The following is a 26,912-nucleotide window of genomic DNA, read 5'->3' as shown; positions in this document are numbered from 1 at the left end:
ATGCACCCCAAGACCCCATATCATCCGTGAATATGCATCATGACTCCAGCGATTATGCATCGTACTTCATGGCAAAACGAAGAACGTTGGTGCCAGATCAATGTTTTCAGCTATTTTCCACCAATAATGCGTCGACCCGCTGGAAGCCCCTTGGCAGTTTATTGCCACGGCGACCGCGCTCCCCCTTGTAATGTTCGAGGTCTTCAGGCTTGAGCGACAGCGTTCGTTTGCCCGCCTGAAGCACAAGCGTAGCGCCCTGTGCGATCACTGCCAGATCGGTTACATATTCTTCACGACTGGCGACCCGTTCGCCCGGAATGCCGATGATCTTGTTGCCTTTGCCTTTGCCCAGTTGCGGCAAATCGCTGACTTTGAAGACCAGCAGGCGACCTTCGGTGGTCACCGCCGCCAGCCAGTTCAGCTCACGGTCAGCCACGGGGCGCGGCAGAATAACTTTCGCCCCGCCCGGCAAGCTCAACAGCGCCTTGCCGGCCTTGTTCTTGGCTTGCAGGTCTTCACCCTTGACCACAAAACCGTAACCGGCATCGGAGGCGATCACATACAGCGCGTCGTCTTCGGGCAGCAACACACATTCAAAGGTTGCGCCCGGTGGCGGTTGCAACTTGCCGGTCAACGGCTCGCCCTGCCCCCGTGCGGACGGCAGGGTGTGCGCGGCAACCGAATAGCTGCGTCCGGTCGAGTCGATGAACACCGCAAACTGGTTGGAACGGCCAATGGCCGACGTCTTGAAGCCATCTCCGGCTTTATAGGAAAGCCCGGTGGCATCGATGTCATGACCTTTGGCGCAACGCACCCAGCCTTTTTCCGACAGCACGACGGTCACCGGCTCAGTGGGCATCAATTCGTTTTCAGACAGCGCCTTGGCTTCGGCGCGGGCAACGATCGGCGAACGACGGTCATCACCATAGGTTTCAGCGTCGGCGATCAGCTCGGCGCGCACCAGCTTGCGCAGTTTGGATTCACTGCCCAGCAACGCCTGAAGCTTGGCCTGCTCTTTACGCAGGGCATCCTGCTCGCTGCGCAGCTTCATCTCTTCCAGACGTGCCAATTGGCGCAGGCGGGTGTCGAGGATGTAGTCAGCCTGAATTTCCGACAGACCGAAACGCGCAATCAGCTCCGCCTTGGGATGTTCGGCGGTACGGATGATGTGGATCACCTCATCCAGATTCAGGTAAGCCGTGAGCAAACCGTCCAACAGGTGCAGGCGATGCTCGACCTTGTCCAGACGAAATTGCAAACGACGACGCACAGTGCCGATACGGAACGTCAGCCATTCGCTGAGCAGCGTCTTGAGGTTCTTGAGCTGCGGTTTGCCGTCCAGGCCAATGATGTTGATGTTGACCCGATAACTGGATTCAAGCTCCGTGGTCGCGAACAGATGCTGCATCAGTTCGTCCAGCTCAACCCGGTTGGAGCGCGGGATGATCACGATGCGGCAAGGGTTTTCGTGGTCCGACTCGTCACGCAAGTCGGCAACCATCGGCAGTTTCTTGGCCTGCATCTGCGCGGCGATCTGCTCCAGCACCTTGGCACCGGAAACCTGATGCGGCAGCGACGTGACGATGATATCGCCATCTTCGATGCGGTACACGGCACGCATACGCACCGAACCACGACCGGTTTCATAGATTTTCAGCAGGTCGGCACGCGGCGTGATGATCTCGGCTTCGGTCGGATAATCCGGCCCCAGAATATGCTCGCACAGCTCTGGAATCGTGGCCTTGGGCTCGTCGAGCAGATGCACGCAGGCGCTGGCAACTTCGCGCAGGTTGTGCGGCGGAACGTCAGTGGCCATGCCGACGGCGATACCGGTGGTGCCGTTGAGCAGAATATTCGGCAACCGTGCAGGCAACACTGCGGGCTCGTCGAGCGTGCCGTCAAAGTTCGGCACCCAGTCCGCGGTCCCCTGGCCCAGTTCGCTGAGCAACACTTCGGAGTAGCGCGACAGGCGCGCCTCGGTGTAACGCATGGCAGCGAAGGACTTGGGATCATCCGGCGCACCCCAGTTACCCTGCCCGTCTACCAGCGTGTAGCGATAGCTGAACGGCTGAGCCATCAGCACCATGGCTTCGTAGCAGGCCGAATCGCCGTGCGGATGGAACTTGCCGAGAACATCACCGACGGTACGCGCCGACTTCTTGTGCTTGGCGTCGGCCCCCAGGCCCAGCTCGCTCATCGCGTAGATGATGCGCCGCTGTACCGGTTTCAGGCCGTCGCCGATGTGCGGCAAGGCACGGTCCATGATCACGTACATGGAGTAGTTGAGGTAGGCCTGTTCGGTGAAGTCAGCCAGTGATCGGCGTTCTACGCCGTCCAGGCTGAGGTCAAGGGAGTCGCTCATGCGGGCCTCTTTATTTCGTTGACTGGCGCAGCAGCAAGTTGCCGCCGCGCTGTGTGAATTCGAGTTGTTTCATTGCGCTCATGCCCAGCAGCACCTGTTCACCTTCCAGACCAGGCGCTACCAGGGCACGCACGTTGTTCAGAACGATATCGCCCAGTTGCAGGCGGTCCAGCGTGGTTCTAAAGCCCTGGCTGTTGCCATTGGCGGTGCTGACCGTGACCGGCAGGCCGCGCTTCAAACCGAGGCTGTCGGCCATGTCACCGGGTATGGCGACGTCGGTCGCCCCGGTGTCGATCATAAATTCCACTGTCCGGCCGTTGATCTGTCCGGTACTGACAAAATGCCCCTGGCGATTACCGACCAGTTGCACTTCTATATAGCCGTCACCGTGTTGCGAAGACACCACGGCGTTAGGGTTTTGCTGTTTGTCTTCCCAGCCGCCGAAAAAACGGGTCGCCAAAAACAGTCCCGCCGCCCAGGCCACGATCATCAAGACCTTGCCAGCGCGCTTGCCGGGTTGCGGATGATTTTCTGACTGACTCACTGACCGTCACTCCAGCCCGCTTTCGGCGCAGCAAAGCGCCAGACAATCGGGCGTTTCTCGCCATCGGCGCGGGCACCGAAGTTATTGTCGATGCCGACCCAGGCCCCGCTTTCATCCACCACCAACGCCTCGGTCAGACCGTAAGGCTGATCGTAACGACGCGACGGCACCATCGCTTCCTTGGCAAACGACCAGCAGCGTTCGATCTGCCCGGTCTCAAGGTCACGCCGGCAGATGCGATACACCGCGCGCTCCAGCGTGAACAGCTTGCCGTTGTACAGCGACAGATCGGAAAAATCCGTGGAAACCTTTTTGCTGCCCTGTTCGGGCGGCAGTTGCTCCTGACCCGACTCGGACAGCAGCACGCAGCTTTGTCCGCAGGTCCACTGATCCTGATCACGCCTGACCACCAGCAAACCGCGCTTTTCGCGTTCGGCAGCCAGCCAGATGCGGTCGCCAGCGGCGTTCACCGCGACTCCTTCGAAGATCGCGTTGAAGTGTTGCAGCATGCCTTGCGCGCGGGCCTGCTCGATCAATTCCTTGGGCAGTGGCAGCCATGAAGGCGCGCCGCTGACCGGCACCTTGAGGACGGTGCCATAGGCTTCGCTGACCAGATACCGATTGCCCGCAGCGTCACAACTGACGCCTTCGAAATCAAGATTACCGCCGCGCACTACCGAAGACAGGCCCGCCAGTGAACGCAGCTTCAACGGCAGGTAGCTATCAGGTGTCGGCGCATCGATGCGCTGTGGCTCGGCTTTCCAGGTGTTTTCCGACACATCGAGGCTGTACAGCAGGTTGTCGTCGCGGTCGGAAACCGTCCACAGCCGGCCGTTGCACAGGGCAAGCCCGGACAGATTACCGCCGACCATGCCGTCCACCGGATGCTCGGATTGCAGTTTCAGGACTTCCAGCGGCACGGCGAAAACCGGCGCAATGATGAGAGCCTGAACAGCAAAAGCCAAAGCGGCGAGCCAGGCTCGCATCAAGTCAGGACCTCAGCAAGGTTGCCCTTCGACTCAAGCCAGGACTTGCGATCACCGGCGCGCTTCTTGGCCAGCAGCATGTCCATCATTTCCGACGTCGCGGCATAGTCATCCAGCGTGAGCTGGACCAGACGCCGCGTGTTCGGGTCCATGGTGGTTTCGCGCAACTGCGGCGGGTTCATTTCACCCAGCCCTTTGAATCGGGTGACCTGCGGCTTGCCGCGTTTCTTTTCGGCTACCAGACGGTCAAGAATCCCATCACGTTCGGCTTCATCCAGCGCGTAGTAGATTTCCTTGCCCAGGTCGATCCGGTACAGCGGCGGCATGGCGACATACACATGGCCGGCATCGACCAACGGGCGGAAGTGCTGGACGAACAACGCACACAGCAGCGTGGCAATGTGCAGACCGTCCGAGTCGGCGTCGGCGAGGATGCAGATCTTGCCGTAGCGCAACTGGCTGATGTCCGCTGCGCCTGGATCAACACCGATGGCGACAGCGATGTTGTGCACTTCCTGGCTGGCGAGCACTTCGCCGCCGTCCACTTCCCAGGTGTTCAGAATTTTGCCGCGCAACGGCAGGATGGCCTGAAACTCCTTATCGCGTGCCTGCTTGGCCGAACCACCGGCGGAGTCACCTTCGACCAGAAACAGCTCGGAGCGCGCTGGATCCTGCCCGGCACAATCAGCCAGTTTGCCCGGCAACGCAGGGCCTTGGGTGATGCGCTTGCGTTCGACTTTCTTGCTGGCCTTGAGACGACGCCCGGCGTTGTTGATCGCCAGATCGGCCAGCTGCAGGCCAAGCTCGGAATGGGTGTTGAGCCACAGGCTGAACGCATCCTTGACCACACCCGAGACAAACGCCGCCGCTTCACGGGACGACAAACGCTCTTTGGTCTGGCCGGAGAACTGCGGCTCCTGCATCTTCATCGACAGCACAAAAGCGATGCGCTCCCAGACGTCTTCCGGCGCGAGCTTTACGCCGCGCGGCAGCAGGTTGCGGAACTCGCAGAACTCGCGCATGGCATCCAGCAAGCCCTGGCGCAAGCCATTGACGTGGGTGCCGCCCTGCGCGGTCGGGATCAGGTTGACGTAGCTTTCCTGAACACTGTCGCCCCCCTCGGGCAACCACAGCAGCGCCCAATCGACCGCTTCCTTGTTACCGGCAAAACTGCCGCAGAACGGCTCGTCGGGCAGGCGCAGGAACTCGGTGACCGAATCCTGCAAGTAAGAGCGCAGGCCGTCCTCATAATGCCACTCGATTTTCTCGCCGCTGGACTTGTCTTCAAAACTGACCAGCAGTCCAGGGCACAGCACGGCTTTGGCCTTGAGCACGTGCTTGAGGCGGCTGACCGAAAACTTGGGCGTATCGAAATACTTCGGATCAGGCGCGAAATAAACGCTGGTGCCGGTGTTGCGCTTGCCGACTGTGCCAATGACAGCCAGCTCGGTGGCCCTGTAGCCGTCGGCGAAGGTCATTTCGTATTCGTTGCCATCACGCTTGACCCGCACCCGAACCTGAGTGGAAAGCGCGTTGACCACGGAAATCCCCACGCCGTGCAGGCCGCCGGAAAACTGGTAATTCTTGTTGGAGAATTTGCCACCCGCGTGCAGCTTGGTAAGGATCAGCTCGACGCCGGACACGCCCTCTTCCGGGTGAATGTCCACCGGCATGCCGCGACCGTCGTCGGACACTTCCAGAGAGTTGTCGGCGTGCAGGATGACCTGCACCGAGCGCGCATGACCGGCCAGGGCTTCGTCGACGCTATTGTCGATGACTTCCTGCGCCAGGTGATTGGGTCGCGAGGTGTCGGTGTACATGCCCGGACGTTTGCGAACCGGATCGAGGCCCGAGAGGACTTCGATGGCGTCTGCGTTATAAGAGCTAGCGCTGGGATTGGCCATGGGTTCTCGTTATCAATCTTTCATGAAATTTCGGGGATTCAATGTTCTTGCATTCGTGTGAACGGGCATCAACCGCTTGCATCAACCGCTTATAGCACCGACAGGTCGATCCCTTGCAGCAGGTCGGGCGCAAAACCGGCGAAGCTCAGCAGCGCAGGCAACCGCTCGGCAAACCCCTGAAAGCTGTGGTCGCCACCCGCCTGAATACGCAGGGCACAGGCGCGGTAAAACTTCTCGGCACGCCGATAATCAAGGGTTTCGTCACCGGTCTGCAACCACACCTGAAACTGCTGTGGGTCTTGCGGGGCCGGGACTTCCAGCTCGGCCAGCGCCTGAATATGGTCCTCGGTCAACTGCCACTGCTCGCCGGTGTACAGATTTTGCTGCATGCCGAGAAACCCGTCGAACAATTGATGCGGGTTGACCGCCGGGTTGATCAGCACCGCCTTGAGGCCGTGGCGCTGCGCCAGGTGAGTCGCATAGTAGCCGCCGAGGGAGCTGCCGACCAGTAATGGCCTGCCCAACGCCCCGATAGCGGACTCGAGTTGCAGCATGGCCTGACGCGGATGGTGATGCAGTTCAGGTACTTGCAGGCGATCAGCCAGCCCCAGCGATTTCATCAGCGCAATCAGCTGACAGGCTTTTTTCGACTGGGCCGAGCTGTTCAGGCCGTGGATGTACAGCAAGGCAGGTGTGTCACTGGTCACGCTGTCGCTCCTGAGTGCAAGGCAAAGCCGTGTAGTTTACAGGGACTTACGCTACAACACCTCACTGGAAATACTTCGTCGCCTGATTCAGTAACCGGTGCCGCCGTAATCCGCTTCAAAGACCATGCCGACCACTCTGGAAACACCGGTTTCCAGCCGTCCGTCATCATGCAGTCGCAACCAGCGATAGCCCGGCGCCAACGTGTCCACCTTGAAATCCACACTGCCCGGCGCGAACTGAATGCAGGTCGAAGGCGACGCCAACAGGCGCACGCCGTTACGCACCTGGTCGAACTCCTGATGCACATGCCCCCAGAGCACGGCCTTTACCTGCACAAACTGGTCCAGCACCGCAAACAACGCATCAGCATTACGAAGACCAATGGGCGCCATCCATTCACAGCCAATGGCCACCGGATGATGATGCAGGCAAACCAGATGATGCCGGTCTGGCGCCTCGCTCAACGACCGTTCCAGCAACTGCAACTGCCCATCTGCCAGAAAACCCGGTACCGAGCCAGGCACCGCCGAATCCAGCAACGTCACCCGCCACCGGCCGATGTCTACAACCGGATCAAGCAGCCCCTCACCCTGAGCGACGTGCTCCATCTGCGGCAATTCATCATGATTGCCGGCAAACCAGCGCGCTGGCGCATCGATCCGCCCGCTTATCCGACGAAACGCTTCGTAAGACTCGACGCTGCCATCCTGCGAGATATCGCCGCTGGCGACCACAAGATCGATGTGCGGCTGCTCGGCCAGCACCTGATCAACGACTTTTTCCAGACTGTCGCGGGTGCTCATACCCAGCAATGCCCCGTCCGCCTCGGCAAACAGGTGGCTATCGGATATCTGCACCAGCAAAACTGACGATGAAAGGGCTGCGCTTGGCAAGGCCGTCTCCCAGAAAGGATTCAGCGCGATTATGTGATGCGGCAACGGGCGGGTAAACCGGGAATGTGGGTGCGGGTGATGATTGGTTCACATTTGTTGATTGGGTCGGACCTTGAGCACCCGGTAAACCAAAAGCCCGGCGCAGAGCATGCCTGCCAACCCCGCGATCAGGAAATAACCTGGAATGTGCTCATAGGGCATCTCGGGCCAGACATACCCTGCGAGCACGAGCGCCAATAACACGCCCAGAACCATTCCTGCCAACCCTGCCAAATGAACGGCCCACGGCATAAGCCTCAGAGAAAAAACACCAATGACCGCACCCACAATGGATGCATACAGGGAGTGCTCCCAACGCAGAGCACCGTCCAGCAAGGTCATCAGCCCGAAGTAGAGGAAAATACCGAAAATGACGCCAGCGAAACAGGCTATCAATGTTTGAAAAAAATCCAGATACCTCTCCAAAACGCTCATTCGTTCTACCTGCAGATGAAATCATAGCGAATGTAAACCATAGAATTTCAAATTCAAGAACGCGCGACCCGCTTTAAAGTCTATTCAGAAACAACCTACAAGCCCCCAGCACAAAGACTGACAGATATTACTGCTTAAGACAGCTGCTCTTTTAGCATCTTAAAATCTACCGACCGTGCACCGAGCACACCCGGAATGGAAATGATCTTCAGGTCAAACTGGTAATCCGACACCTTATTAAACTCGAGTTCCCCTATGGGAAAAAGCTCACTGTAGATCGTACTGAGAAGTGTTTTTTTGCTTGCATCATAACGTACATAAACAGCACCATGAAGAACAGGTATATCACCGGCATCAAAGATGATTATATCCGTCACATAATCCCTCCCATCGATGGGAATCAGTCCAACGATTTCATAGCCTGAGCCTGATTCTATTTCTTTAGGATTCGTAATGGTAAAAGTCCTGACAAATGCATGATATTTCCTGTCATCACCGGCCTGACCTACAAGCCTTATCGCAAACAACGCTGAATCTTTAGGGGCGACCAGGATCGTAGACACACCGCCCACACTTTGAATATCAGGCTGAGAAACATCAAAATCATAATACTGATCGAAACCGTCCCCGTAGTGCCTCCATGCATAAACTTTGGAACGGGGCTTTATGTCCACCGAACGAAACCTGTCATTCAGCGCTGGCGGAAGGTTATTTTGAATAACCGATTCTTCATACGCATAGCCTTCGCCTGAATAATTGACGTCCATGTAAAATATGGCACCGTGTTCTAGACTCATGATCATATTCCCTTATGTTCTATGGGCACACATTGGCCTGTGTACCTATGAGATTAGGCAGCTTCCGACACTTTGCAAGCTGAACGGACCAACGACACGCTGCTCATAAAAACCTGACGAACCAGACGACAATCCCTCATGAGGTCATACGAGGCAACCCGATCAAATGCACACAACGCCTCAGCATGAGCAACACAATACCGATGAACCTGCCAATGATAGATATAAAAGGAACGCCCCCAGCGCACCTTGCCAACGGTCAGAGACATGACGCCAGCGTAAAGAAGGCCGAGTTATTGCTTACACAACGTAACCCACACCTCATCCAGGTCATCCTCCAGCACAAGCCTTGCTTCGAAACCCGAGTCAGGAAACTGTCGATTCAGCTTTGTATTCCAGCAGTCTCGAATTAACGCACCAAGCTCGGCGGCTTCGTCATAACCGACATCACCGAGCAAACTGGTAATCTCGATCATATTCAACCAGACAGGAATCTCTAATGGTGCAAGACCTTGCGCTACCGTTTGATCGTAGCGATCCTGCGTGAAATTCTCTTCAATGAAATAGCCTTCATTCAGAAAGAAAATAGTCGGATTAAACAAACCAAAAAGAATGCACTTAAAATCGTCATGAATATTCTCGCTATCGAGCACCATATATAAGTACTTAAATCTGGATACCTTCCCGTCATTCAGAGAAGCGTACTCCGCATAACTGATATTCTTTTTTGAGTCACTCATTAGCATGGCCTTCTGCGTGAACACGCGCAATCTTGAGATCACGCCCCAGCTTTTCCAGCACTTCGCCAAGCCGCTTGAGCGTTGGAGTTAAACGTGTGCTGGCAGCGGTGACCCGTGCTGCCAGCCCCACTCCACCGGTCAAGTAGACTAGCAGCGCGGCGAGCACGATCTCGAAAACCATTCCTCCGGTAAAGTGCAGAATGGATTCGTGATTTTGAATCTTGACGTACTCTCTGGCGAAATGCCCCAGAGCAAGCTGGCTTTCATTGTCCTGAAAGACATAACTCGCGACTTCGTAGGCATGCGCCATCTTTTCGCGGCTGATCGTAGCGGGATCAAAACCCAGCGCTTCTGCCAGCTCACGGTGCTGAGCAGCGGAATATTGTTCGATAAAGGAATCGAGCCAACTACCACCCGGCAATACTTCTGCGCTCCATGCCGACACAGCAGCATTGGAGAGCGCATCAAACGGACTGATCAGGTCTGAAAATTCTGCAACTGACTTGACGAGCCCCCATGCGCCATAAAGAAACCCCTTGCCCAACGCTGCCCCGTGAAATGTGCCCATATTGCATTGGGGGCAGAGATGTCCTGTGAGCACAAGCGTCGAGGCTGAGTCGACTTACGACAATGGCAAGCGGACATTCAGCGATTCATTACGGAGTGACTTTAAAAATGTTCAGCGTACTCCGCTTCAGGGGAATCAGCACCTGACAAAAATGACAGGTCACAGGCGCCATTTCTGGGAGTAGCTTGACCGAGTTAGTGTTCGTGCAGTGGCGATGATCATACCTACGAACCTTATATAAATTTAGCATGAATAAAGGGCGGGTAGCGCTACTATGGATATTTCAAAAAAAGAAACCGAAGACACCCAATTACTTATCGCTGACATCAATGCACGGCGTGAAGTGGAAATCAAAAAATATCTCGATGCCGAATACGCTACTTATTTCGAGACACACGAACTCGACGAAAAGACTCGGGCCTCCTCGCTGGGCTTACAGCTCCAATATGGCAAGAGTGACTCTGTGTCCGGTATCGTCAAACAAATTGATTTCAAGACTGACAAACTGATCATCATCGAGAAGCCTGGCGACACCGAAGTCTCGGTTTCGATGATCAACGTCTACGCAATCAACGATCGGGAATTTTCCAGACGCGCATTAAAAGCCGATTACGGCAAACTGGCGGCGAGTGTCTTTGATCCGAAAACCGGTATTTATCAGGAAATCAAAGCGCCTCCGGCAACCGACGCTGCTCCAAAAACCGGCACTGATGCACAGCCTTTTACCACCCCGCCCAAGCCAGTCAACACACTCACGAACCAGCCCAACGACACGCTGCCGGATATGACAGGCTTTGACCCGGACGGCGCAAGTGCGGCTGCTCACGGGTGGACAAGCCCCAGCTTGATACGCGCAGATCGTGATCTTGATATCGGCGAAAAACTTTTCGCCTGGCTGGTTCGCCTTGTAGACGGCTCATTGGTGGAGACCATCGAGTTTATAGCGACCGCTGCAAACAAAGGCAAGGCGACATGGCCCATTGCGTTTGCACATGAGATCAACAAGAAAGGCAGTAAACTGAAGGCTGGTCATATGGACACTTCTGGAGTTTTTTCAACGTCCGATGGCCAACCGCGACTTTGGCATTACAGTAACGCTTACCGTGCATTCACCACGGCCGCCGTGAAAAACAACTGGGTCGAAGGGCTCGCACTGCCTGACCACCCCCTTCAGGCAGATACCCAGCTAAGGCTAGAGGTCAGAGACATCAGTACTCAGGCGCTGCACGAACACTTCATCTTTACGCCTGATCCAAAGCGGTTGAACACGGTTGACTGGCAGATGGATTTGATGAGCCAATTCAATCGTGATTGCCGCTTTACCAAAACAGGTACACAGAATGCCGACGGTAAAATTTCCGCCGCGGCATCGGGTAACGCACTGTGGATACCGCAGGTATCGGACATTGCGGTCACACTGACGCCAACCATCTGGACCACCCGCCTGGAAGTAACGCCTTCACGCGATCTGAACGACGGTGAGGAGTTACGCACCCAAGTCTGGGATGAGTATTCCAATACCTTGATCGCTGAGCACATCTACAAACCTACTGATGAAAAAGAGCGCAAAAAGTCACAATGGCTGATGACATGGGCCTCTTCGCTTAAAGCTTCACCAGTGGATATTTATGTACGGATTGGAGAAGCAAAGGTCAAGGCATCGACCTTGTCAGATCCAGCCGCAACGTACGGAGTCGTCTGGCAAGTGGAGGGGACATTGCAGGTCAGGATGTCAGCACCCGGTTTTACGGGGCTGGTTTGTGTTTCGCCCCCTGCAGTCATGGCTGCATCCGTGGATGAATATGAATATGAATATGAAGATAAATATGAATATGGATATGGATATGGATATGGATATGAATATGGATATGAAGATGCAACCAGCCAAAAGAACCTTACAATATTCTTAATCGAAAAATATAAATCAAGAATTTTTGTAGCGTACATGCTTGCCGCCTCCATTACAGACGCCGATCTCTATTCTTATTCGAAAGTCCTTGACCGGGAAACCATAGAGTACGTAGAACAAAAACTCAAAAACACGGAATGGGTTTTTAGCTTTTTCGACCGTAATAACAACCCAGCCTATGCTCAAGCGCGAAGCTTTCCTGTTGCGTTATTCGAGGCCTGCAAAAGCGACAAAAACCCCACGCTAAGCAGCCTGCTCGACGATGAAAAGCTCCTTGCCATTTCAAAAAAATATGAGGAAACGTTCATTGATGTAAATCCTATAAAAAAACTTTTCTCCTTGTATCAAGGCACTCATTACCGACCCACGATGCACTTTAATAGTCCTGACACACGCCGATACCCAACACGCGTTAGCCACACCCTTTTACCAAATAACTGCCTGGCAATCTACGCAAAAAAATCGAATTCAACTCAATTATTCAAACTGACTGACGAAGCCAAAAAAATTGGAATCAGTATTATCGACTGCTGTAACTTCAAGAACCTATCAAGCGCGCCTGATACAGACAGGTTTATCACCAGAAAAACAAACAGACATGAGGCACTTGCAAGTAACCAAGCAGCTTGTTTTCTGTATCTGGATATACCTCAAAGCATTGAGGATCTGACAGTTGCTCATGTGCTGGGACTGGATCAAAAGGGCAATACCATTGACTCGCAGGCGGTACGTTTACCCGCAAAAGAAATTGAAGACAGTTCAGCGCCAACAAGTCCATTGTGTGAAGATTATGGCTCGACTTTTCGCTCGGAAGTGTTTGATGTGAGCGGCGAGGTTGACAACGGTGTTGACCCTCGCACCGGATTGTTTCATGCTCATTACCCCATCGCAAATCTGACTGGATTGAATGGTCAAGGCCCGGATATTGATCTTACCTTGCACTATTCCGCATTACGTGGCAACGAAGCGGGCCTGGGGGATGGCTGGGCCTTTCGCTTTTCCAGTCTGGAAATTCGAGATAGACGCCTGACGCTGGCGACAGGCCAGACGTGTGAGCTGACCGACCAGGAATGGGCAGATCTGGCGAAAGGTAAAACCCTGTCCAAACCTGGCTATTGGCTCAGCAGCAATGCCGATTACACCACGTTCACGTTGGACCATCTCAACGGCAAGCGAGAAGTCCTGACTGCCCCGCAAGGCGATCAGATGGAGCCGAACGATACCTTCCGTAAAAAACTGATCATCCTTTTAAAAGCCATCTACGCAGTATCCATGCCTGACGCCAACCTGATCAAACTGTATCAGGATGCCAACACTGGCGAAGCCATTCTCGCCGGGTTTCTACCTCAGCTTTACATGGGAGCCGGTATTGTCGACTGGAGTGCATCCGTTACTGAGTGGAAGAAAGACAAAGCAGGTCTCTTGAAAAAAATTGCTTACTGGGAGAGAGCGTTTGGTCAGTTGCTTCCGTCGGAAGTGACATCACCGCAAGGAGGAACTCTGTCTATTGAATGGAGCCGTAACCAAGGCCAATTTCTCCTTAAAAAAATATCAAGCGACGGTAACGTCATCCTCTCTTCAACCTACAGCGCGCCCTCATCAGACATCAGTACAGTTGAGATCAGCGTGTGGCCAAAAACGGATGAGGCTTACACGGTCAGACTTGAACTTTCCTCGTACGCGTTAACAGGTTTGACACGAATAGACAAAAACCTAAAGGTCTCACAAAAACTAAAATACGGTTACTGTGCGGACCCCACGCTGGACCGGGTGCTCAATAGAATCGAAGAGGAGGATGGCTCGATTGAGCTTGTCACATACCGTAAAGGGGGCATGCCATTTCCATACTATGAAAAGCCACCTCTTCCATGCGTAACATTGCACAGCTTATTTCCCGGCGCTTGCCAGAGCAATATCACTGATCACTATTTTTATTCAGAAACCAATTATTTAGGCTTTAGCAAGCCTCCTGAAGCTCACCAAAACAGCCTATCTTATGAACAGTTTGCACTTCGCGAGTTAGTCGACGATGAAGGCTATTATGTTCAGATTCTGCGTCAGAACCCGGACCATATTGTCTCTACACGGCACGCGTTCAATAAAAATCATCTTCAAGTCAGAGAAGATCTCCAGGTCCAGTTTCAGGCCGAGAAGGTCACCAGTTGGGAGTTCTCCAATGCAAGTCCGGGTGAGAAGGGATTCGGGTTGCCCACTAAAATTACGACCGACTATACCGACCTCAGCCACCCGAACACAGAAAGAACCACTACCGTCCAGACACTGGCCTACAACAACATCGGCCAACTCACCAAGAGTATCGCTGTCGACGGGGTTGTCACTGAATGGTTGTATTACCCCGACACTGGCGGGCAAGGGCTGGACATATCGCTGATCGCCGAAAAACCGCTATCGAAAGACTTGGTGACCCTGACCTGCCCGAAAGTATCCGAAGGCTATATGCCTCCGGTGAAAGTAGAGTACGTCCATGATCCGGCCTATCCGAAAAGTCAGCAAATCACAGCCTATGCTTATCAGGCCAGGGAAAACCCGGTCAATCAACGCTCAGTCCTCGTGCCCTCAAAAGTCGTTGTTTTGACCGGGGTTACGCTCGACACTACAACCATGCTGCCCTCATTAATAGAGGGTCGCAAAAACGCATTGATTGAACAGCGGGTTATCAGCCGCTCGATTCCCGACGTCGCGACCGAAAATACAACTGCCTGGAAAGAATCCGTTGTACAGAACTCCTGGCTGGGTATGCAACGGAATACGCTGACCACAAGCATCCTCTATGACGACAATCCTTCTGTTGGGCGCACCGTTCGCGCCGAGGTACAGGGGAAGATTATATCCAGTCGGATTTTCTCTCGATTGAGCGGGCGACCGCTGTCAGAAACCAGAGACGGCCTCGAATTCCGATATGTTCACGATAGTTTGGGGCGACTGGTGAGACAGGAACGGGGTACCACCGAAGCGGGTGCATGGAAAGCAGACGCGGTCGAAACGACTGACTACAGTATTACCGCCGAGGGATTACAAGTCACTGTCACCGAAGCTGAGCAACAGGTACGCACGCTTTATGACGGTTTGCAGCGCCCTGTCTGGGTGGCCATAAAGCGGACGATATTGCCTGATTCGGCGTTCTGTGTGATCTCGCGCATCGAATATGACGGTCCCGATGCCACCAATCAGACACTATACGATTACTTGCCCGGCGGGTTACGCCGCACCAAAGATGCCAGACCTGAGGCGGCTGTGGACGCCTCAAAACTGGCCTGGATGGCCGATTACACGCGGGAAGATGCAGGGATCCTTATAAATGAGCAAGTTATTGGGGCTGACAGCGGCGCCCAACTCATAAGGCAGCTTTCCGGACGGAATTTAGATAAGGGCCACACCGCGCTACTCGAAACACTCCGGCCATCTACTGCCAGGGACGCATCAACCGACCGGACTATCGAGCGCACGTTCGACGATGAAAGGCGATTGATAAAAATCCGTACCAGCAACACCAGTGAACATTGCATCGAATATGACGAGTTGGAGCGTGCAGTAGCTATCATCGCTCCCGACGGCACTCGCACAGAACGTAAGTACCACGAACTCAGCGACTACATCACACAACTCAACGTCGGATCCACTGTGCTTGGCACGCAAAAAATGACCGCCGCCGCCAGGCAGACTACCGTAGGAGAGTTAACGTATGAATTCCCGGGCGGATCCGCCAGCACAATCGTCAGGCCGGATAAGACCCTGCTCGAATCAGCCGTCTCAGCAGATGGACACACAGCAACTCTTTCGATCAACAAGAAAGTTCATACACAACGGGTAATCTCTCAACCCAACGTACTGACTGTCACTGTGGACCCTGTATCGGTACCCAGCGCCGAGGCGTGGTCCAGCCTTACAAGTTCACCGCAAAGTCTGGGGTTAACGAGTATTACCCAAACATCGCCCCGAGGAAGTCGGCAGGCCGAAATGACCCGATCACTGAAGGGCGGGCTCTTGACGAGCACGGCAGTAGATGGTCGCCAGATGCGGGTATTTCGCGACTACCTGGACCGTGTAGTTCGTGTGATTCATGGTGAATTGCACTATCACTATCTCTGGTCCGCGTTTGGTGAGCCGCTACAACGCACGGTGGTCAATCAGGCAAGCGGTGAACGCCTTGACGTTCGCTTTACGTGGGACGCGTTCGGCCAAGAGATAGCACGCGAATATACACTCAACAACAAACCGTTATTGGCCTTGACGAACAGTTACCTGGCCAATGGCCAAGTGAGCAGTAAAACCCTGACGCGTGAAGGAGTGCTCCAACGCACGGAAGGCTTCTCCTACGATGCCCGGGATCGACTGAACAGCTACGAATGCACGACTGACGTTGCAGACTGGCCTCAGGATCAGGCTGGAAAGAGCCTTTCGAAGCAGAGCTATGGTTATGACGAATTACACAACCTGAGCGAATGCTCTTCGACCTACGCCGATGGCAGCACCTGTATTCAAACATACACGTATGACACCGTTAAAAATCCGACTCGAAGACTGTCTGTAAAAACCGAATTGAGGTCAGGCTCCAAAACAACATCGACACAGACGGCTACGCTCGCTTACGACGCCAACGGCAATCAAACCACTGACGAATCAGGACGCACGCTGGCCTATACGCCACTGGGGCAATTGGCGAGCGTTAAAGACAACGACGGCAAACTGTTGACTCGCTATAGTTATGATGCATTTGGCCGTCTTATATCTCAATACATCGGCGCCACAAAGCACACCTGTGAGCTGCTGTATGACGGCACGCAACTGACGGGAGAAGCATGGTTCGACGACACGAACAGGGAATTCAAACGTATCCTGTTCAGCGAGGATATGGTACAGCAAACCTGTATTGGCGAAACCGTGCGGTCAGACTTCGTCCTCACCGACCCCGGCAGCGGTGTCGTTGGATTTAGCGCGCATGATGGAACGGGTGGAGTAAAACTGCACCCACTTGGCTATACCCCTTATGGCGAGAGCACCAACCTCGATAGCGGATGTCGGCTGGGCTTCAATAGCGAGCGTATCGACCCGGTATTGGGCTGGTATCACTTGGGCAACGGCTACAGGACGTATAGTCCGGCACAGCGACATTGGTTGCAACCCGACAGCTGGAGCCCCTTTGGAGCAGGCGGCATCAACAATACCGCCTACTGCGCAGGCGACCCGGTTAACCTGTTCGACCCCAGCGGGCATGTAATGATCAGCCGCTGGGGCGCCAGTAATATGATCAGTGACTTGACGAAGGCATTACAGGAAACCAGTCCTCAACCACTGGGCCATTTCTGGAGAGGCCTTGCGGTCAACGCAAGCGTCGCCGTCGCGGGCGTCCTGATGGTCCCCCTCACAGGAGGGTCTTCTTTGGGATTTGCTGCTGGCGTCCTCGCGACAACATTGGCTGTTGCTTCCGCAGGTCTTGATATAGCCAGTTACGTACTGGAAGACGTCAACCCCGAATTGGCCCGAAAACTGGGAACCGCCGCTACCGCTCTGGGTTTTATATCGAATGCCCCCTTTAGAGCGGGATTAAGATTGGGCGGTCGACTGCTACGCTGGACGTCAAGCAGGACCGGCAGACTTATCTCGAGGGTTGAGTCCATATTTACAAAGGGACCAAAGCTAAAGCTCCTTACCGGAACGATAAAGGTACTCAAGCCAGGGATGTCGTCTTATGGAGCAAGCAACGTTACCCGCTGGGCACCAGGCAAGCTTGATAAGTTTGAAAAACTGGAAAATGCGCTCTTCATGACAGTAGACAAGCAATGAAAACGCGTTACGTTTATGGCTCACGGTGTGAAGCCTGACGACGTCGGGGACGCAGCAATGATGGCGATTGAGGAATACAGCGGAAGCGGGCCTTACAGTGGAAAATCATTTTCAGCCTATTCGTTTTTTGATTTCCTGAAATCAAAAAAAGTAGACCTCAATAAATATGAGAAAGTACGGCTGATAATGTGTCACTCAGCAGACGGGGGGGAAAAATCATTCGCCGCCACATTTTCAAAGCTCACAAATAAACCGGTAAAGGGCTATGAGGGAGTGGTTGACACGCGTTTTGGCATGGAAGACTCAATGGACGCTTTCCGAGGGGTAAGAGGCCCAGACCAAATCAAGGCAGTTCAAGAGCAACTGAAATCAACTCCACAAGAAACGATAAAAAAAGTGATTAGTAATGAACCGGGCTTCTCTAAGGAAGCACCAGCCGGGTACAACTATCTACCTAGACGATTCTTAAACGGAGTCAGTGTAACCAAAACACGGACAGGTGCATCTGCAGCTGAGGATCAATTCGCCCACGGAGCAAGTGCGGGCACAAGTTCATGCAATAGGCAACCCTATAATATATTTGAATCGGACGATGAATTTGACCTGACATAAACGTTTACGAGGCGTCAGAAATAAGAGAGTGCGGTTAGCACGCATGCTACCGCACTGCTTCAAACTCATGCCCACACGCCAGGCAATGACTCAGCCATTCACCCAGAAACAGATTGAGCTGAGCTTTTTCGTCCGGCTGGTGCATGTCGGCATTAGGGTATGGGTAGATGCCGCGAAAGCGCCGCGCATGTTCGGCACCGATGACTTCGGCCATGCGCGCATCGTGATAAACCTGCACTTCAAGCACCGGTACCGGCAGCCAGGGCAGGCTGTGTTCCTGGCGGACTTGAAGGGTGGTGGTGTACGGGCAGTCGAGCAGCACTTCGACGGCCAGCACGCCCAGCATCTGATCACCCTGGGTGACGGCGACGCGGCGCGAGCGTTGTTCGTTGCGCATGTCGGGCAACAGGCGCATCAGGCGCGCGTAGTTGGCCTCGCACGCAGCCTGCAGTCCTGCAAGATCGACACGGTAGCGCTCGCGCAATAGATTCACGACCATAACCCCCTTATCTCTGCACGATTCAGCGCCAGCCATTGCAAGGCGATGATCGTCGATGCGTTCTTGATCAGTCCGTTCTTCATGGCGTCCATTGCGTCATCGAACGACCAGACGGTGACACGGATGTCTTCGCCTTCGGACTCAAGCCCGTGAATGCCGCCTGCGCCTTCACTGTCGCACTGCCCCAAGTACAAGTGAACAAACTCGTTACTGCCACCCGGGGACGGAAAATATTTTGTGATGGGCCAAAGCGAACTGAACACCAGCCCAGCTTCCTCTTCCGCTTCTCGGTGAGCAACTTCTTCCGGCTGCTCATCCTTGTCGATCAGCCCGGCAACCAGTTCGATCAACCACGGGTTGCTGGTCTTTTCCATCGCGCCCACACGAAACTGCTCGATAAGCACCACATTATCGTGTTTGGCATCGTAAGGCAGCACGCAAACCGCGTCGTGACGAACGAACAATTCACGACTGATCTGCTTGCTCATGCTGCCGTCGAACAGCTCATGGCGCACATGCAGCTTGTCCAGTTTATAGAAGCCCTTGAAGCAGTTTTCACGGCTGATGGTTTCAAAAGCAGTGGGTACGGTGCGTGTGGTCTGGGTCATGGAATTCTCGCTTGCCGCCATTTTGAACATCGGCCCATCCTAACGCGCATCGGCAGTCGGATGCAGCCCCCTTGAACATGCAGGGTAGACGGCCGGGGCCGAAAACAATTCTAATCTGCCATCTAGCGAACCGAACACGTTGTTTACAGTCCAACCAGCCTGCACACGCACAACGCAACCGCCTTTATTGACACTGCCAAGGATCAACATGTCGTTATTGAGGATCACTTCACTGGCTTGCCTGGCCCTGTTGCTCGGCGCCTGCCAAAGCCTCTTCACGCCCAACATGCGCACACCGCTGCAAGTCCAGCGCGATGCGTCCGAGCTGATCAAGCCGGGCTGCACCACGGCGGATTGCCCGCTGGTGAACATCGACACGGTGCACTTTGCCGATGAGCCGCGACTGGACGCTATCGTTCAGAAGACACTGCTGCAATTGACTGTTGCCGACACCAGCGCATCGCCGCCTGCGTCCATCAAAGCCTATCAGGAGCAGTTTCTGAGCCAGGCCCAGGGGCGCAACAGCAGTTATCTGCAGGCAAAGGTACGCGAACAGCATGACGGTATCGTGGTTGTCGAACTCTCCAGCTACCTGGATAACGGTGGCGCTCACGGCAACCCTGGCCGGGCGTTCATCAACTATTCGCGCCCGCAACAGAAGGTTCTGACCCTGGCAGACATGATCGTGCCGGGCAAGGAAAGCGAGTTCTGGCAAAAAGCACAACTGGCCCACCAGAGCTGGCTGGTGTCAGGCAAGCTGAATGAAGACAGCGAGTTCATGAAGACCTGGCCGTTCAAGCGTACGCCACACATTGCGCTGACCTACGGCGCGGTCATCCTCAAGTATTCGGTGGACACCATCGCGCCGTACTCGATGGGCCATATCGAGTTGAAGGTTCCTTATCCTCAGCTCAATGGCATCCTCAAGCCGGAACTGTTCCCCGGCCGCGGCTGATTGCGCTGCCGACCAACAGTTGCAACACGCCAGCGACGATGAGCGCTGGCAGTGTTGCGCCAATCTGCGGATAAAGATTGGCCAGCAAGTGGTAGGTGCTGATGCCGCCAAGCCATGCCAGCAGACTCATCCAGCGCAAACCGCCCTGCGCAATCTGACCACTGCGACGCCGCAGAATGAAATGGTCGACCAGCACCACGCCGAACAGCGGCGCAAACACCGAGCCGATCAGCAACAGGAAGTTCTGGTATTGGGCCAACGGTGCCAGGCAGGCGATCAGGGTGCAGATCACGCCAATCGCCAACGCCAGATGCTCGACCTTGAGGCCTGACAGCAGCGCACTGGATACCGCCGCCGAATGAATGTCGGCGAACGCGTTTTCGGTTTCATCCAGCAGAATCAACAGCAAGGGGATCCCCAGCCCCGCGCCCGCCAGTGCCAGCAGCAACGCATTGATCTCGCCACTCGGCGCGAATGCCAGAGTGTAGGCAACGCCCAGGCTCATCAGCCAGACATTACCGATGAAAAAGCCCACAGCAGTGCCGCCGAAGACACTTTTCGCGCGTCGGCCGAAGCGCGAGTAATCGGCAATCAGCGGCAGCCAGGAAAGCGGCATGGCGATGGCAATGTCGAAACCAGAGGCAAACGGCATGGTTCCATCGCCGGAGGTCGACCATAAGGTTGCGAGATCGGCCTTGGCAAGCAGGTTCCAGGTCAGCCACGAGCAGGCGGCCAGCAGAATCCATAGTCCCCATTGACGCAGAAACCGGCGCACGAAGGTCAACGGCCCGCTGATAGCCAACAGCGTCGCCAGCGCGCCGAACAACAGTGTCCACAGCAGCGGGTTAGCCCAGAGGCTTTCGTTTGCAAAAGCACGAGCGCCCAACAGACTGGCGGCATCGCGCATGACGATGATCTCGAACGAGCCCCAGCCGATCAGTTGCAGCAGGTTCAACACCGCCGGCAGCGACGCGCCTTTGCTGCCCAGGCTGAGCTTGAGCGCGGCCATGGATGACAAACCGGTGTCACTGCCGATCACGGCCACGCTGGCAAGCAGCAGAACCCCGACCAGCGTGCCCAGAAAAATCGCCAGCATCGAGCCGGACATGCCCAACCCCGGCGCCAGCAAGGCCCCGGTCTGCAGCACCATCAGGCCGATGCCAAGGGAAAACCACAGAGAAAACAGATCCCGCCCGCCGAACACCCGCTGGCTGGCGGGGATGGGGGTATCGGGGGAATAGGTGCCGGGTGTGTTCACGTTTGTGTCTCGTGCGAGGTGTTGATCGGTGATTCGGGATCGGACGCGGAGCTTCCAGAACAGCGCTACCACGCAGAGCGTGGGAGCGATGCCGCTAGCGGTGTTCTGTCGTGCACCTGTCGTTCCCTACACCTTCTTGTACAACTGGCTGCCTTCCTGCTTGAAGCGCTCGGCCTGTTCGGCAAGGCCCTTGGCGACGTCGACATCCACTGCGTCAATGCGCTGATTGGCGGCGTATTCACGTACTTCCTGGGTGATTTTCATCGAGCAGAATTTCGGCCCGCACATGGAACAGAAATGCGCGACCTTGGCCGAGTCCTTGGGCAGGGTTTCATCGTGGTATGAACGCGCAGTGTCCGGGTCCAGGCCGAGGTTGAACTGGTCTTCCCAGCGGAACTCGAAACGCGCCTTGCTCAGCGCGTTGTCGCGAATCTGCGCGCCAGGATGCCCTTTGGCCAGGTCCGCTGCGTGGGCCGCGATCTTGTAGGTGATGATGCCGGTCTTCACGTCATCCTTGTTCGGCAAACCCAGGTGTTCCTTGGGTGTGACATAACACAGCATGGCGCAACCGAACCAGCCGATCATCGCCGCGCCGATGCCCGAGGTGATGTGGTCATAACCCGGTGCAATATCAGTGGTCAGCGGGCCGAGGGTGTAGAACGGCGCTTCGTCGCAGCACTCCAGCTGCTTGTCCATGTTCTCTTTGATCAACTGCATCGGCACGTGGCCTGGGCCTTCGATCATGGTCTGCACGTCGTGTTTCCAGGCAATCTTGGTCAGTTCGCCGAGGGTTTCCAGCTCACCGAACTGCGCCGCATCGTTGGCGTCGGCAATTGAGCCGGGGCGCAAGCCATCGCCCAGCGAGAAGCTGACGTCGTAGGCCTTCATGATTTCGCAGATGTCTTCGAAATGGGTGTACAGGAAGTTTTCCTGGTGATGCGCCAGGCACCACTTGGCCATGATCGAACCACCACGGCTGACAATCCCGGTCACGCGCTTGGCGGTCAGCGGTACGTAACGCAGCAGCACACCGGCGTGAATGGTGAAGTAATCGACGCCCTGCTCGGCCTGTTCGATCAACGTGTCGCGGAACAGCTCCCAGGTCAGATCCTCGGCCGCGCCGCCGACTTTTTCCAGCGCCTGATAGATCGGCACCGTACCGATCGGCACCGGCGAGTTACGGATGATCCATTCGCGGGTTTCGTGAATGTGCTTGCCGGTGGACAGGTCCATGACCGTGTCCGACCCCCAGCGAATGCCCCAGGTCAGTTTGGCGACTTCTTCTTCGATGGAAGAACCCAGCGCACTGTTGCCGATGTTGCCGTTGATCTTCACCAGGAAGTTACGGCCGATGATCATCGGTTCCAGCTCGACATGGTTGATGTTGGCCGGAATGATGGCGCGACCCCGGGCGATTTCCTCGCGCACGAACTCGGCGGTGATCTCCTTCGGAATGCTCGCCCCGAAGCTGTGCCCGGCGTGCTGCTGGGTCAGCAGGCCTGCGGCGCGGGCTTCCTGAAGTTTCATGTTCTCGCGGATGGCAACGTATTCCATCTCGGCAGTGATGATCCCCTGACGCGCATAGTGCATCTGACTGACGTTGGCGCCCGCCTTGGCGCGACGCGGATTGCGCACATGGGCAAAGCGCAGCGCGGTCAGTTCGGCGTCACTCAGGCGCTGCTGGCCGAAGTGGGAACTCAAGCCCGGCAGGCGCTCGGTGTCATTGCGCGAGTCGATCCACGGCGAGCGAACATCCGCCAGGCCTTTGCGCACATCGATGATCACGTTGGGGTCGGTGTACGGGCCTGACGTGTCATAAACGGTAACCGGCGCGTTGATCTCGCCGCCAAAGTCCGTCGGCGTGACATCCAGAGTCACTTCGCGCATCGGCACGCGGATGTCCGGGCGTGAGCCCTGAACGTAGATTTTCTGCGAACGGGTAAACGGCTGTACCGATCCGGAATCGACTTGTGCCGACTCGCTCAAATGGGCTGCGTTTTTTGGTTTTGTACTCATCACGGGCTCTCCAGACATCCGGTTGCGGATTTATTGTCGGAGTGACCTGATCATGACGGACGGGTGCACCAGTGCTGGTGCTGAGCATCGAAAGAAGGCGAAACTGTTCATTATTTGAACAATCGACCCCGGACGACACTCAAGAGGACTCGCCGGGAGACGAGAAATCTTGTTCCCTACGCAGGCGCTAACCTGATCAGGTTCAACGGGATCCGGTTTAACCGATCTCAGCCTCATAGCAAGGCACCCCGACAAGAACGCGGCCAGTCTATGCCGGGGCGCGGTCGTAATGCCAGCCTATTTGCAAGGGGCTCGATAAATGGCGCAAATCGTCGATTGTTGCTGAAAGCGTCTGGCTCTACACTCGCTAACCCGGTTTCTCTCCGAACTGTGACTACTTTCTTCATGAACAGGGAATGCCTCATGTTGCGCAAACTTTCGTTGGTCGTGGCTGTTTCGTTGGCGTCCAGCGGACTGGCCTGGGCTGCCGACTTGCCGCTGCCAACCAAAACCGGTCTGTTGAATGTGTATCAGCAGGCGGTAGACAACAACGCCGACCTCGCGGCCTCGCGTGCCGATTACGATGCCCGTAAGGAAGCCGTACCACAGGCCCGAGCCGGCCTGCTGCCGAATATTTCCGGCAGTGTCCAGAACACCAACACCCGCACCAGCATCGACCGCCCCAGCGCCGTGGCGACCCGCAGCGGCACGGTTTATCAGGCCACCCTGAGCCAGCCGATCTTTCGCGCCGACCGCTGGTTCCAGTTGCAGGCTGCCGAAGCGGTCAACGAACAGGCCGCGCTGGAACTGTCGGCCACCGAGCAGAACCTGATCCTGCAATCGGCGCAGAGCTATTTCAGTGTGTTGCGCGCGCAGGACAATCTGGCCTCGACCAAGGCTGAGGAAGCGGCGTTCAAACGCCAGCTCGATCAGGCCAACGAACGCTTCGATGTCGGTCTGTCAGACAAGACCGATGTGCTGCAGGCCCAGGCCAGCTACGACACCTCGCGCGCCAGCCGGCTGATCGCCAGGCGTCAGGTGGACGATGCCTTTCAGGCGCTGGTGACCCTGACCAATCGCGAATACAACTCCATCGAAGGCATCGTGCACACCTTGCCGGTGCTGGCACCAACGCCCAACGACGCCAAGGCCTGGGTGGATACGGCAGCGCAACAAAACCTCAACCTGCTGGCCAGCAACTACGCCGTCAGCGCTGCCGAAGAAACCCTGCGCCAGCGCAAGGCCGGGCACGCGCCCACCCTCGATGCCGTGGCGACTTACCAGCGTGGCGACAACGATGCATTGGGTTTCAACAACCCCAACTACACCGGGCAAAATTACGGCGGCGACGTTGAGCAACGCAGCATTGGCGTGCAGTTGAATATCCCGATCTACAGCGGCGGCCTGACCAGTTCACAGGTGCGTGAGGCTTATTCGCGCCTGAGCCAGAGCGAGCAGCGCCGCGAAAGCCTGCGCCGTCAGGTGGTGGAAAACACCCGTAACCTGCACCGTGCGGTGAACACTGATGTCGAGCAGGTTCAGGCGCGCAAACAGTCGATCATCTCCAACCAGAGTGCGCTGGAAGCCACGGAAATCGGCTATCAGGTCGGTACCCGCAACATCGTCGATGTGCTGGACGCCCAGCGTCAGTTGTATGCCTCGGTGCGTGACTACAACAACACGCGCTATGACTACATCCTCGACAACCTGCGCCTCAAGCAGGCAGCGGGCACCCTGAACCCGGGCGACTTGCAGGACCTGTCACGCTACCTCAAACCGGACTACAACCCGGACAAGGACTTCCTGCCGCCGGATTTGGCGACTGCAGCGCAGAAGAATTTCGAGCGGCCGGCGCAGCGCTGACAGGTGACGCAGAGCGTCACGAAATGCGTTACCACGCTGGAGTGAGGAACCAGAATCTCAACTATCGTGCCGACGCTCTGCGTGGGCATGCCGTTCTGGACGCTCTGCGTCCTCCGCGATTCAGCGTTTGGCCATCAACCGCTCGATTCCGTCCAGCAAGCGTTGCAGCGCACCCTGATTGGCCTTCATCACTGCCAGCCCGGCATCGGCCATACTGCGAGCCTGTTGTGGCTGGTCGATCAGGCGCTGCACCGCAGTGGCTAGCGCGGTCGCATCGCTGACCTCTTGCAACGCACCGGCAGTGCGCAACATTGCGGCGATCTCGAGGAAGTTGAACAGGTGCGGGCCGCTCAGTACGGGCTTGGCCAGCGCCGCGGGCTCCAGCAGGTTGTGCCCGCCGTTGGGCACCAGGCTGCCGCCGACGAAGGCGATGTCGGCCAGCGCATAAAGAAACAGCAGCTCACCCATCGTGTCGCCCATCAGCACCGCAACCTCTGGCGTGACGGCCCGCGCGCTAGAGCGCCGAACCGTCGTGAACCCCTGCAGTTGACACAGCGCATGCACGCTGTCGAAACGCTCGGGATGGCGCGGCACCAGAATCAAAAGCGCATCGGGATGGCTGGCCAGCAAGGTGCGATGAGCGGACAGAACGCTTTCATCCTCGCCCGCATGGGTACTGGCTGCGATCCACACCGGGCGCTGCGTCGCCTGCCATTGCTCGCGCAATTGCGCAGCGCGCTCCAGCAGCTGCGGGTCGATGTTCAGGTCGAACTTGATCGAGCCCGTCACCGCAACACACTCCGCTCGCGCACCCAGATCACGAAAGCGCTGCGCTTCCACTTCAGTCTGCACCGCAAACCAGGCCATTTCAGCCAGCATCGGCTGCGTCAGCCTGGCGAAACGGGCATAGCCCCGCGCCGAACGTTCCGACAGTCGAGCATTGGCCAGCACCACGGGAATTGCGCGTTTCGCACATTGATGAATGTGGTTGGGCCACAACTCGGTTTCCATGATGATGCCCAACTGCGGCTGCACATGATCGAGAAAACGCCCGGCGGCCCACGGCAGGTCATACGGCAGGTAACAGTGCTGAATGCGCGGCTCGTTGGCGAACAGCGCCTTGATTCGCTCCGAACCTGTGGGCGTCATGCAAGTCACAGTGATCGGCAGTTGCGGATACTGTACCAGCAGCGCACGAATCATCGGCGCAGCGGCGATGCTCTCGCCCACCGACACCGCATGCACCCAGATGCCGTCGCGCTGCATGGCAGGCAGGCCACTGGCGAAACGCTCGCCGATGCGCTGGCGATACGCCGGGGCCTTGCGCGCGCGCAACCACAGGCGCAGGGCGACCAAGGGCAGGCCCAGATGAAACAGCACGGTATAAAGAGTTCTATTCATGGCGCGGAGT

General features: G+C 56.1%; 19 protein-coding genes and 1 riboswitch. Of the genes, 4 read left to right on the top strand and 15 right to left on the bottom strand.

The window, feature by feature from the left end; all coding sequences use genetic code 11:
* Nucleotides 1-106: 106 nt before the first annotated feature.
* From parC to QRN38_RS01845, 10 genes are all read right to left on the bottom strand, one after another.
* Complete coding sequence (parC, locus tag QRN38_RS01890; RefSeq protein ID WP_005762992.1) at nt 107-2,362, bottom strand: DNA topoisomerase IV subunit A; 2,256 nt, start codon at nt 2,360-2,362, stop codon at nt 107-109.
* A 10-nt stretch (nt 2,363-2,372) separates the two neighbouring features.
* Nucleotides 2,373-2,906 (bottom strand): retropepsin-like aspartic protease family protein, encoded by a 534-nt coding sequence (locus tag QRN38_RS01885; RefSeq protein WP_007244599.1) that lies wholly within the window; start codon nt 2,904-2,906, stop codon nt 2,373-2,375.
* Nucleotides 2,903-3,892, bottom strand: a complete 990-nt coding sequence (locus QRN38_RS01880; RefSeq protein WP_005762990.1) for an esterase-like activity of phytase family protein — start codon at nt 3,890-3,892, stop codon at nt 2,903-2,905. The genes QRN38_RS01885 and QRN38_RS01880 overlap by 4 nt, the downstream gene beginning before the upstream one ends.
* Nucleotides 3,892-5,796, bottom strand: coding sequence for a DNA topoisomerase IV subunit B (parE, locus tag QRN38_RS01875; protein WP_057417888.1), 1,905 nt, complete (start codon nt 5,794-5,796; stop codon nt 3,892-3,894). The genes QRN38_RS01880 and parE overlap by 1 nt, the downstream gene beginning before the upstream one ends.
* Nucleotides 5,797-5,885: 89 nt before the next feature.
* A complete protein-coding gene (locus tag QRN38_RS01870) occupies nt 5,886-6,503 on the bottom strand; it encodes a YqiA/YcfP family alpha/beta fold hydrolase (RefSeq protein ID WP_024668479.1) in 618 nt (205 codons plus the stop codon).
* 87 nt (nt 6,504-6,590) lie between these two features.
* Nucleotides 6,591-7,397, bottom strand: a complete 807-nt coding sequence (gene cpdA, locus QRN38_RS01865) for a 3',5'-cyclic-AMP phosphodiesterase (RefSeq protein WP_080946587.1) — start codon at nt 7,395-7,397, stop codon at nt 6,591-6,593.
* A gap of 87 nt (nt 7,398-7,484) precedes the next feature.
* Nucleotides 7,485-7,871, bottom strand: a complete 387-nt coding sequence (locus QRN38_RS01860) for a hypothetical protein (RefSeq protein ID WP_005762987.1) — start codon at nt 7,869-7,871, stop codon at nt 7,485-7,487.
* A 134-nt stretch (nt 7,872-8,005) separates the two neighbouring features.
* Entirely contained in the window at nt 8,006-8,668 is a 663-nt protein-coding gene (locus QRN38_RS01855) for a beta/gamma crystallin domain-containing protein (protein WP_011105250.1), read from the bottom strand.
* Nucleotides 8,669-8,961: 293 nt separating this feature from the next.
* Nucleotides 8,962-9,408: a hypothetical protein gene (locus tag QRN38_RS01850; protein ID WP_057417889.1), complete on the bottom strand. Its 447-nt coding sequence runs from the start codon at nt 9,406-9,408 to the stop codon at nt 8,962-8,964.
* Nucleotides 9,401-9,952, bottom strand: coding sequence for a hypothetical protein (locus QRN38_RS01845; RefSeq protein WP_235814576.1), 552 nt, complete (start codon nt 9,950-9,952; stop codon nt 9,401-9,403). The genes QRN38_RS01850 and QRN38_RS01845 overlap by 8 nt, the downstream gene beginning before the upstream one ends.
* Nucleotides 9,953-10,250: 298 nt before the next feature.
* Here QRN38_RS01845 and QRN38_RS01840 point away from each other — a divergent pair, with 298 nt between their 5' ends.
* On the top strand, nt 10,251-17,690 hold the full coding sequence (locus tag QRN38_RS01840) for an RHS repeat-associated core domain-containing protein (protein ID WP_285362357.1): 7,440 nt from the start codon (nt 10,251-10,253) through the stop codon (nt 17,688-17,690).
* Nucleotides 17,691-17,717: 27 nt separating this feature from the next.
* A complete protein-coding gene (locus tag QRN38_RS01835) occupies nt 17,718-18,302 on the top strand; it encodes a hypothetical protein (RefSeq protein WP_285362356.1) in 585 nt (194 codons plus the stop codon).
* Between the two features lie 46 nt (nt 18,303-18,348).
* Here the strand turns inward: QRN38_RS01835 and QRN38_RS01830 are convergent, their stop codons facing one another.
* Complete coding sequence (locus tag QRN38_RS01830; RefSeq protein WP_002551796.1) at nt 18,349-18,801, bottom strand: DUF1249 domain-containing protein; 453 nt, start codon at nt 18,799-18,801, stop codon at nt 18,349-18,351.
* Nucleotides 18,792-19,409 carry an NUDIX domain-containing protein gene (locus tag QRN38_RS01825; protein ID WP_003377112.1) on the bottom strand — a complete coding sequence of 206 codons (618 nt, stop codon included), beginning with the start codon at nt 19,407-19,409 and terminating at the stop codon, nt 18,792-18,794. The genes QRN38_RS01830 and QRN38_RS01825 overlap by 10 nt, the downstream gene beginning before the upstream one ends.
* A 208-nt stretch (nt 19,410-19,617) precedes the next feature.
* Here QRN38_RS01825 and QRN38_RS01820 point away from each other — a divergent pair, with 208 nt between their 5' ends.
* On the top strand, nt 19,618-20,364 hold the full coding sequence (locus tag QRN38_RS01820; protein WP_005736885.1) for an RsiV family protein: 747 nt from the start codon (nt 19,618-19,620) through the stop codon (nt 20,362-20,364).
* Here QRN38_RS01820 and cytX read toward each other — a convergent pair.
* Together cytX and thiC are read right to left on the bottom strand one after the other, a co-directional pair.
* Nucleotides 20,333-21,622 (bottom strand): putative hydroxymethylpyrimidine transporter CytX, encoded by a 1,290-nt coding sequence (cytX, locus tag QRN38_RS01815; RefSeq protein ID WP_057417891.1) that lies wholly within the window; start codon nt 21,620-21,622, stop codon nt 20,333-20,335. The genes QRN38_RS01820 and cytX overlap by 32 nt on opposite strands.
* A gap of 126 nt (nt 21,623-21,748) precedes the next feature.
* Nucleotides 21,749-23,638 (bottom strand): phosphomethylpyrimidine synthase ThiC, encoded by a 1,890-nt coding sequence (gene thiC / locus QRN38_RS01810; protein WP_007244592.1) that lies wholly within the window; start codon nt 23,636-23,638, stop codon nt 21,749-21,751.
* Between the two features lie 156 nt (nt 23,639-23,794).
* Nucleotides 23,795-23,899: riboswitch (TPP riboswitch) on the bottom strand.
* 162 nt (nt 23,900-24,061) lie between these two features.
* Between thiC and QRN38_RS01805 the strand changes: the two genes are divergently transcribed.
* Nucleotides 24,062-25,501: a TolC family outer membrane protein gene (locus QRN38_RS01805; RefSeq protein WP_024668474.1), complete on the top strand. Its 1,440-nt coding sequence runs from the start codon at nt 24,062-24,064 to the stop codon at nt 25,499-25,501.
* 120 nt (nt 25,502-25,621) lie between these two features.
* On the opposite strand, the gene waaA is transcribed toward QRN38_RS01805, so the two are convergent.
* Nucleotides 25,622-26,902 (bottom strand): lipid IV(A) 3-deoxy-D-manno-octulosonic acid transferase, encoded by a 1,281-nt coding sequence (waaA, locus tag QRN38_RS01800; RefSeq protein ID WP_005762980.1) that lies wholly within the window; start codon nt 26,900-26,902, stop codon nt 25,622-25,624.
* Nucleotides 26,903-26,912: the final 10 nt, after the last annotated feature.

Origin of the sequence: Pseudomonas sp. CFBP2511, from assembly GCF_030209255.1 — a bacterium.
Classification (GTDB): Bacteria; Pseudomonadota; Gammaproteobacteria; order Pseudomonadales; family Pseudomonadaceae; genus Aquipseudomonas; species Aquipseudomonas avellanae.
This window is presented reverse-complemented; position numbering and strand designations above follow the sequence as displayed.

What these genes read in the sequence shown, in the direction of transcription:
- QRN38_RS01825 (WP_003377112.1), bottom strand. Translation starts at nt 19,409, where the DNA reads ATGACCCAGACCACACGCACCGTACCCACTGCTTTTGAAACCATCAGC.
- QRN38_RS01830 (WP_002551796.1), bottom strand. Translation starts at nt 18,801, where the DNA reads ATGGTCGTGAATCTATTGCGCGAGCGCTACCGTGTCGATCTTGCAGGA.
- QRN38_RS01860 (WP_005762987.1), bottom strand. Translation starts at nt 7,871, where the DNA reads ATGAGCGTTTTGGAGAGGTATCTGGATTTTTTTCAAACATTGATAGCC.
- QRN38_RS01850 (WP_057417889.1), bottom strand. Translation starts at nt 9,408, where the DNA reads ATGAGTGACTCAAAAAAGAATATCAGTTATGCGGAGTACGCTTCTCTG.
- QRN38_RS01820 (WP_005736885.1), top strand. Translation starts at nt 19,618, where the DNA reads ATGTCGTTATTGAGGATCACTTCACTGGCTTGCCTGGCCCTGTTGCTC.
- waaA (WP_005762980.1), bottom strand. Translation starts at nt 26,902, where the DNA reads ATGAATAGAACTCTTTATACCGTGCTGTTTCATCTGGGCCTGCCCTTG.
- QRN38_RS01805 (WP_024668474.1), top strand. Translation starts at nt 24,062, where the DNA reads ATGTTGCGCAAACTTTCGTTGGTCGTGGCTGTTTCGTTGGCGTCCAGC.
- thiC (WP_007244592.1), bottom strand. Translation starts at nt 23,638, where the DNA reads ATGAGTACAAAACCAAAAAACGCAGCCCATTTGAGCGAGTCGGCACAA.
- QRN38_RS01855 (WP_011105250.1), bottom strand. Translation starts at nt 8,668, where the DNA reads ATGAGTCTAGAACACGGTGCCATATTTTACATGGACGTCAATTATTCA.
- QRN38_RS01840 (WP_285362357.1), top strand. Translation starts at nt 10,251, where the DNA reads ATGGATATTTCAAAAAAAGAAACCGAAGACACCCAATTACTTATCGCT.
- QRN38_RS01880 (WP_005762990.1), bottom strand. Translation starts at nt 3,892, where the DNA reads ATGCGAGCCTGGCTCGCCGCTTTGGCTTTTGCTGTTCAGGCTCTCATC.
- parE (WP_057417888.1), bottom strand. Translation starts at nt 5,796, where the DNA reads ATGGCCAATCCCAGCGCTAGCTCTTATAACGCAGACGCCATCGAAGTC.
- parC (WP_005762992.1), bottom strand. Translation starts at nt 2,362, where the DNA reads ATGAGCGACTCCCTTGACCTCAGCCTGGACGGCGTAGAACGCCGATCA.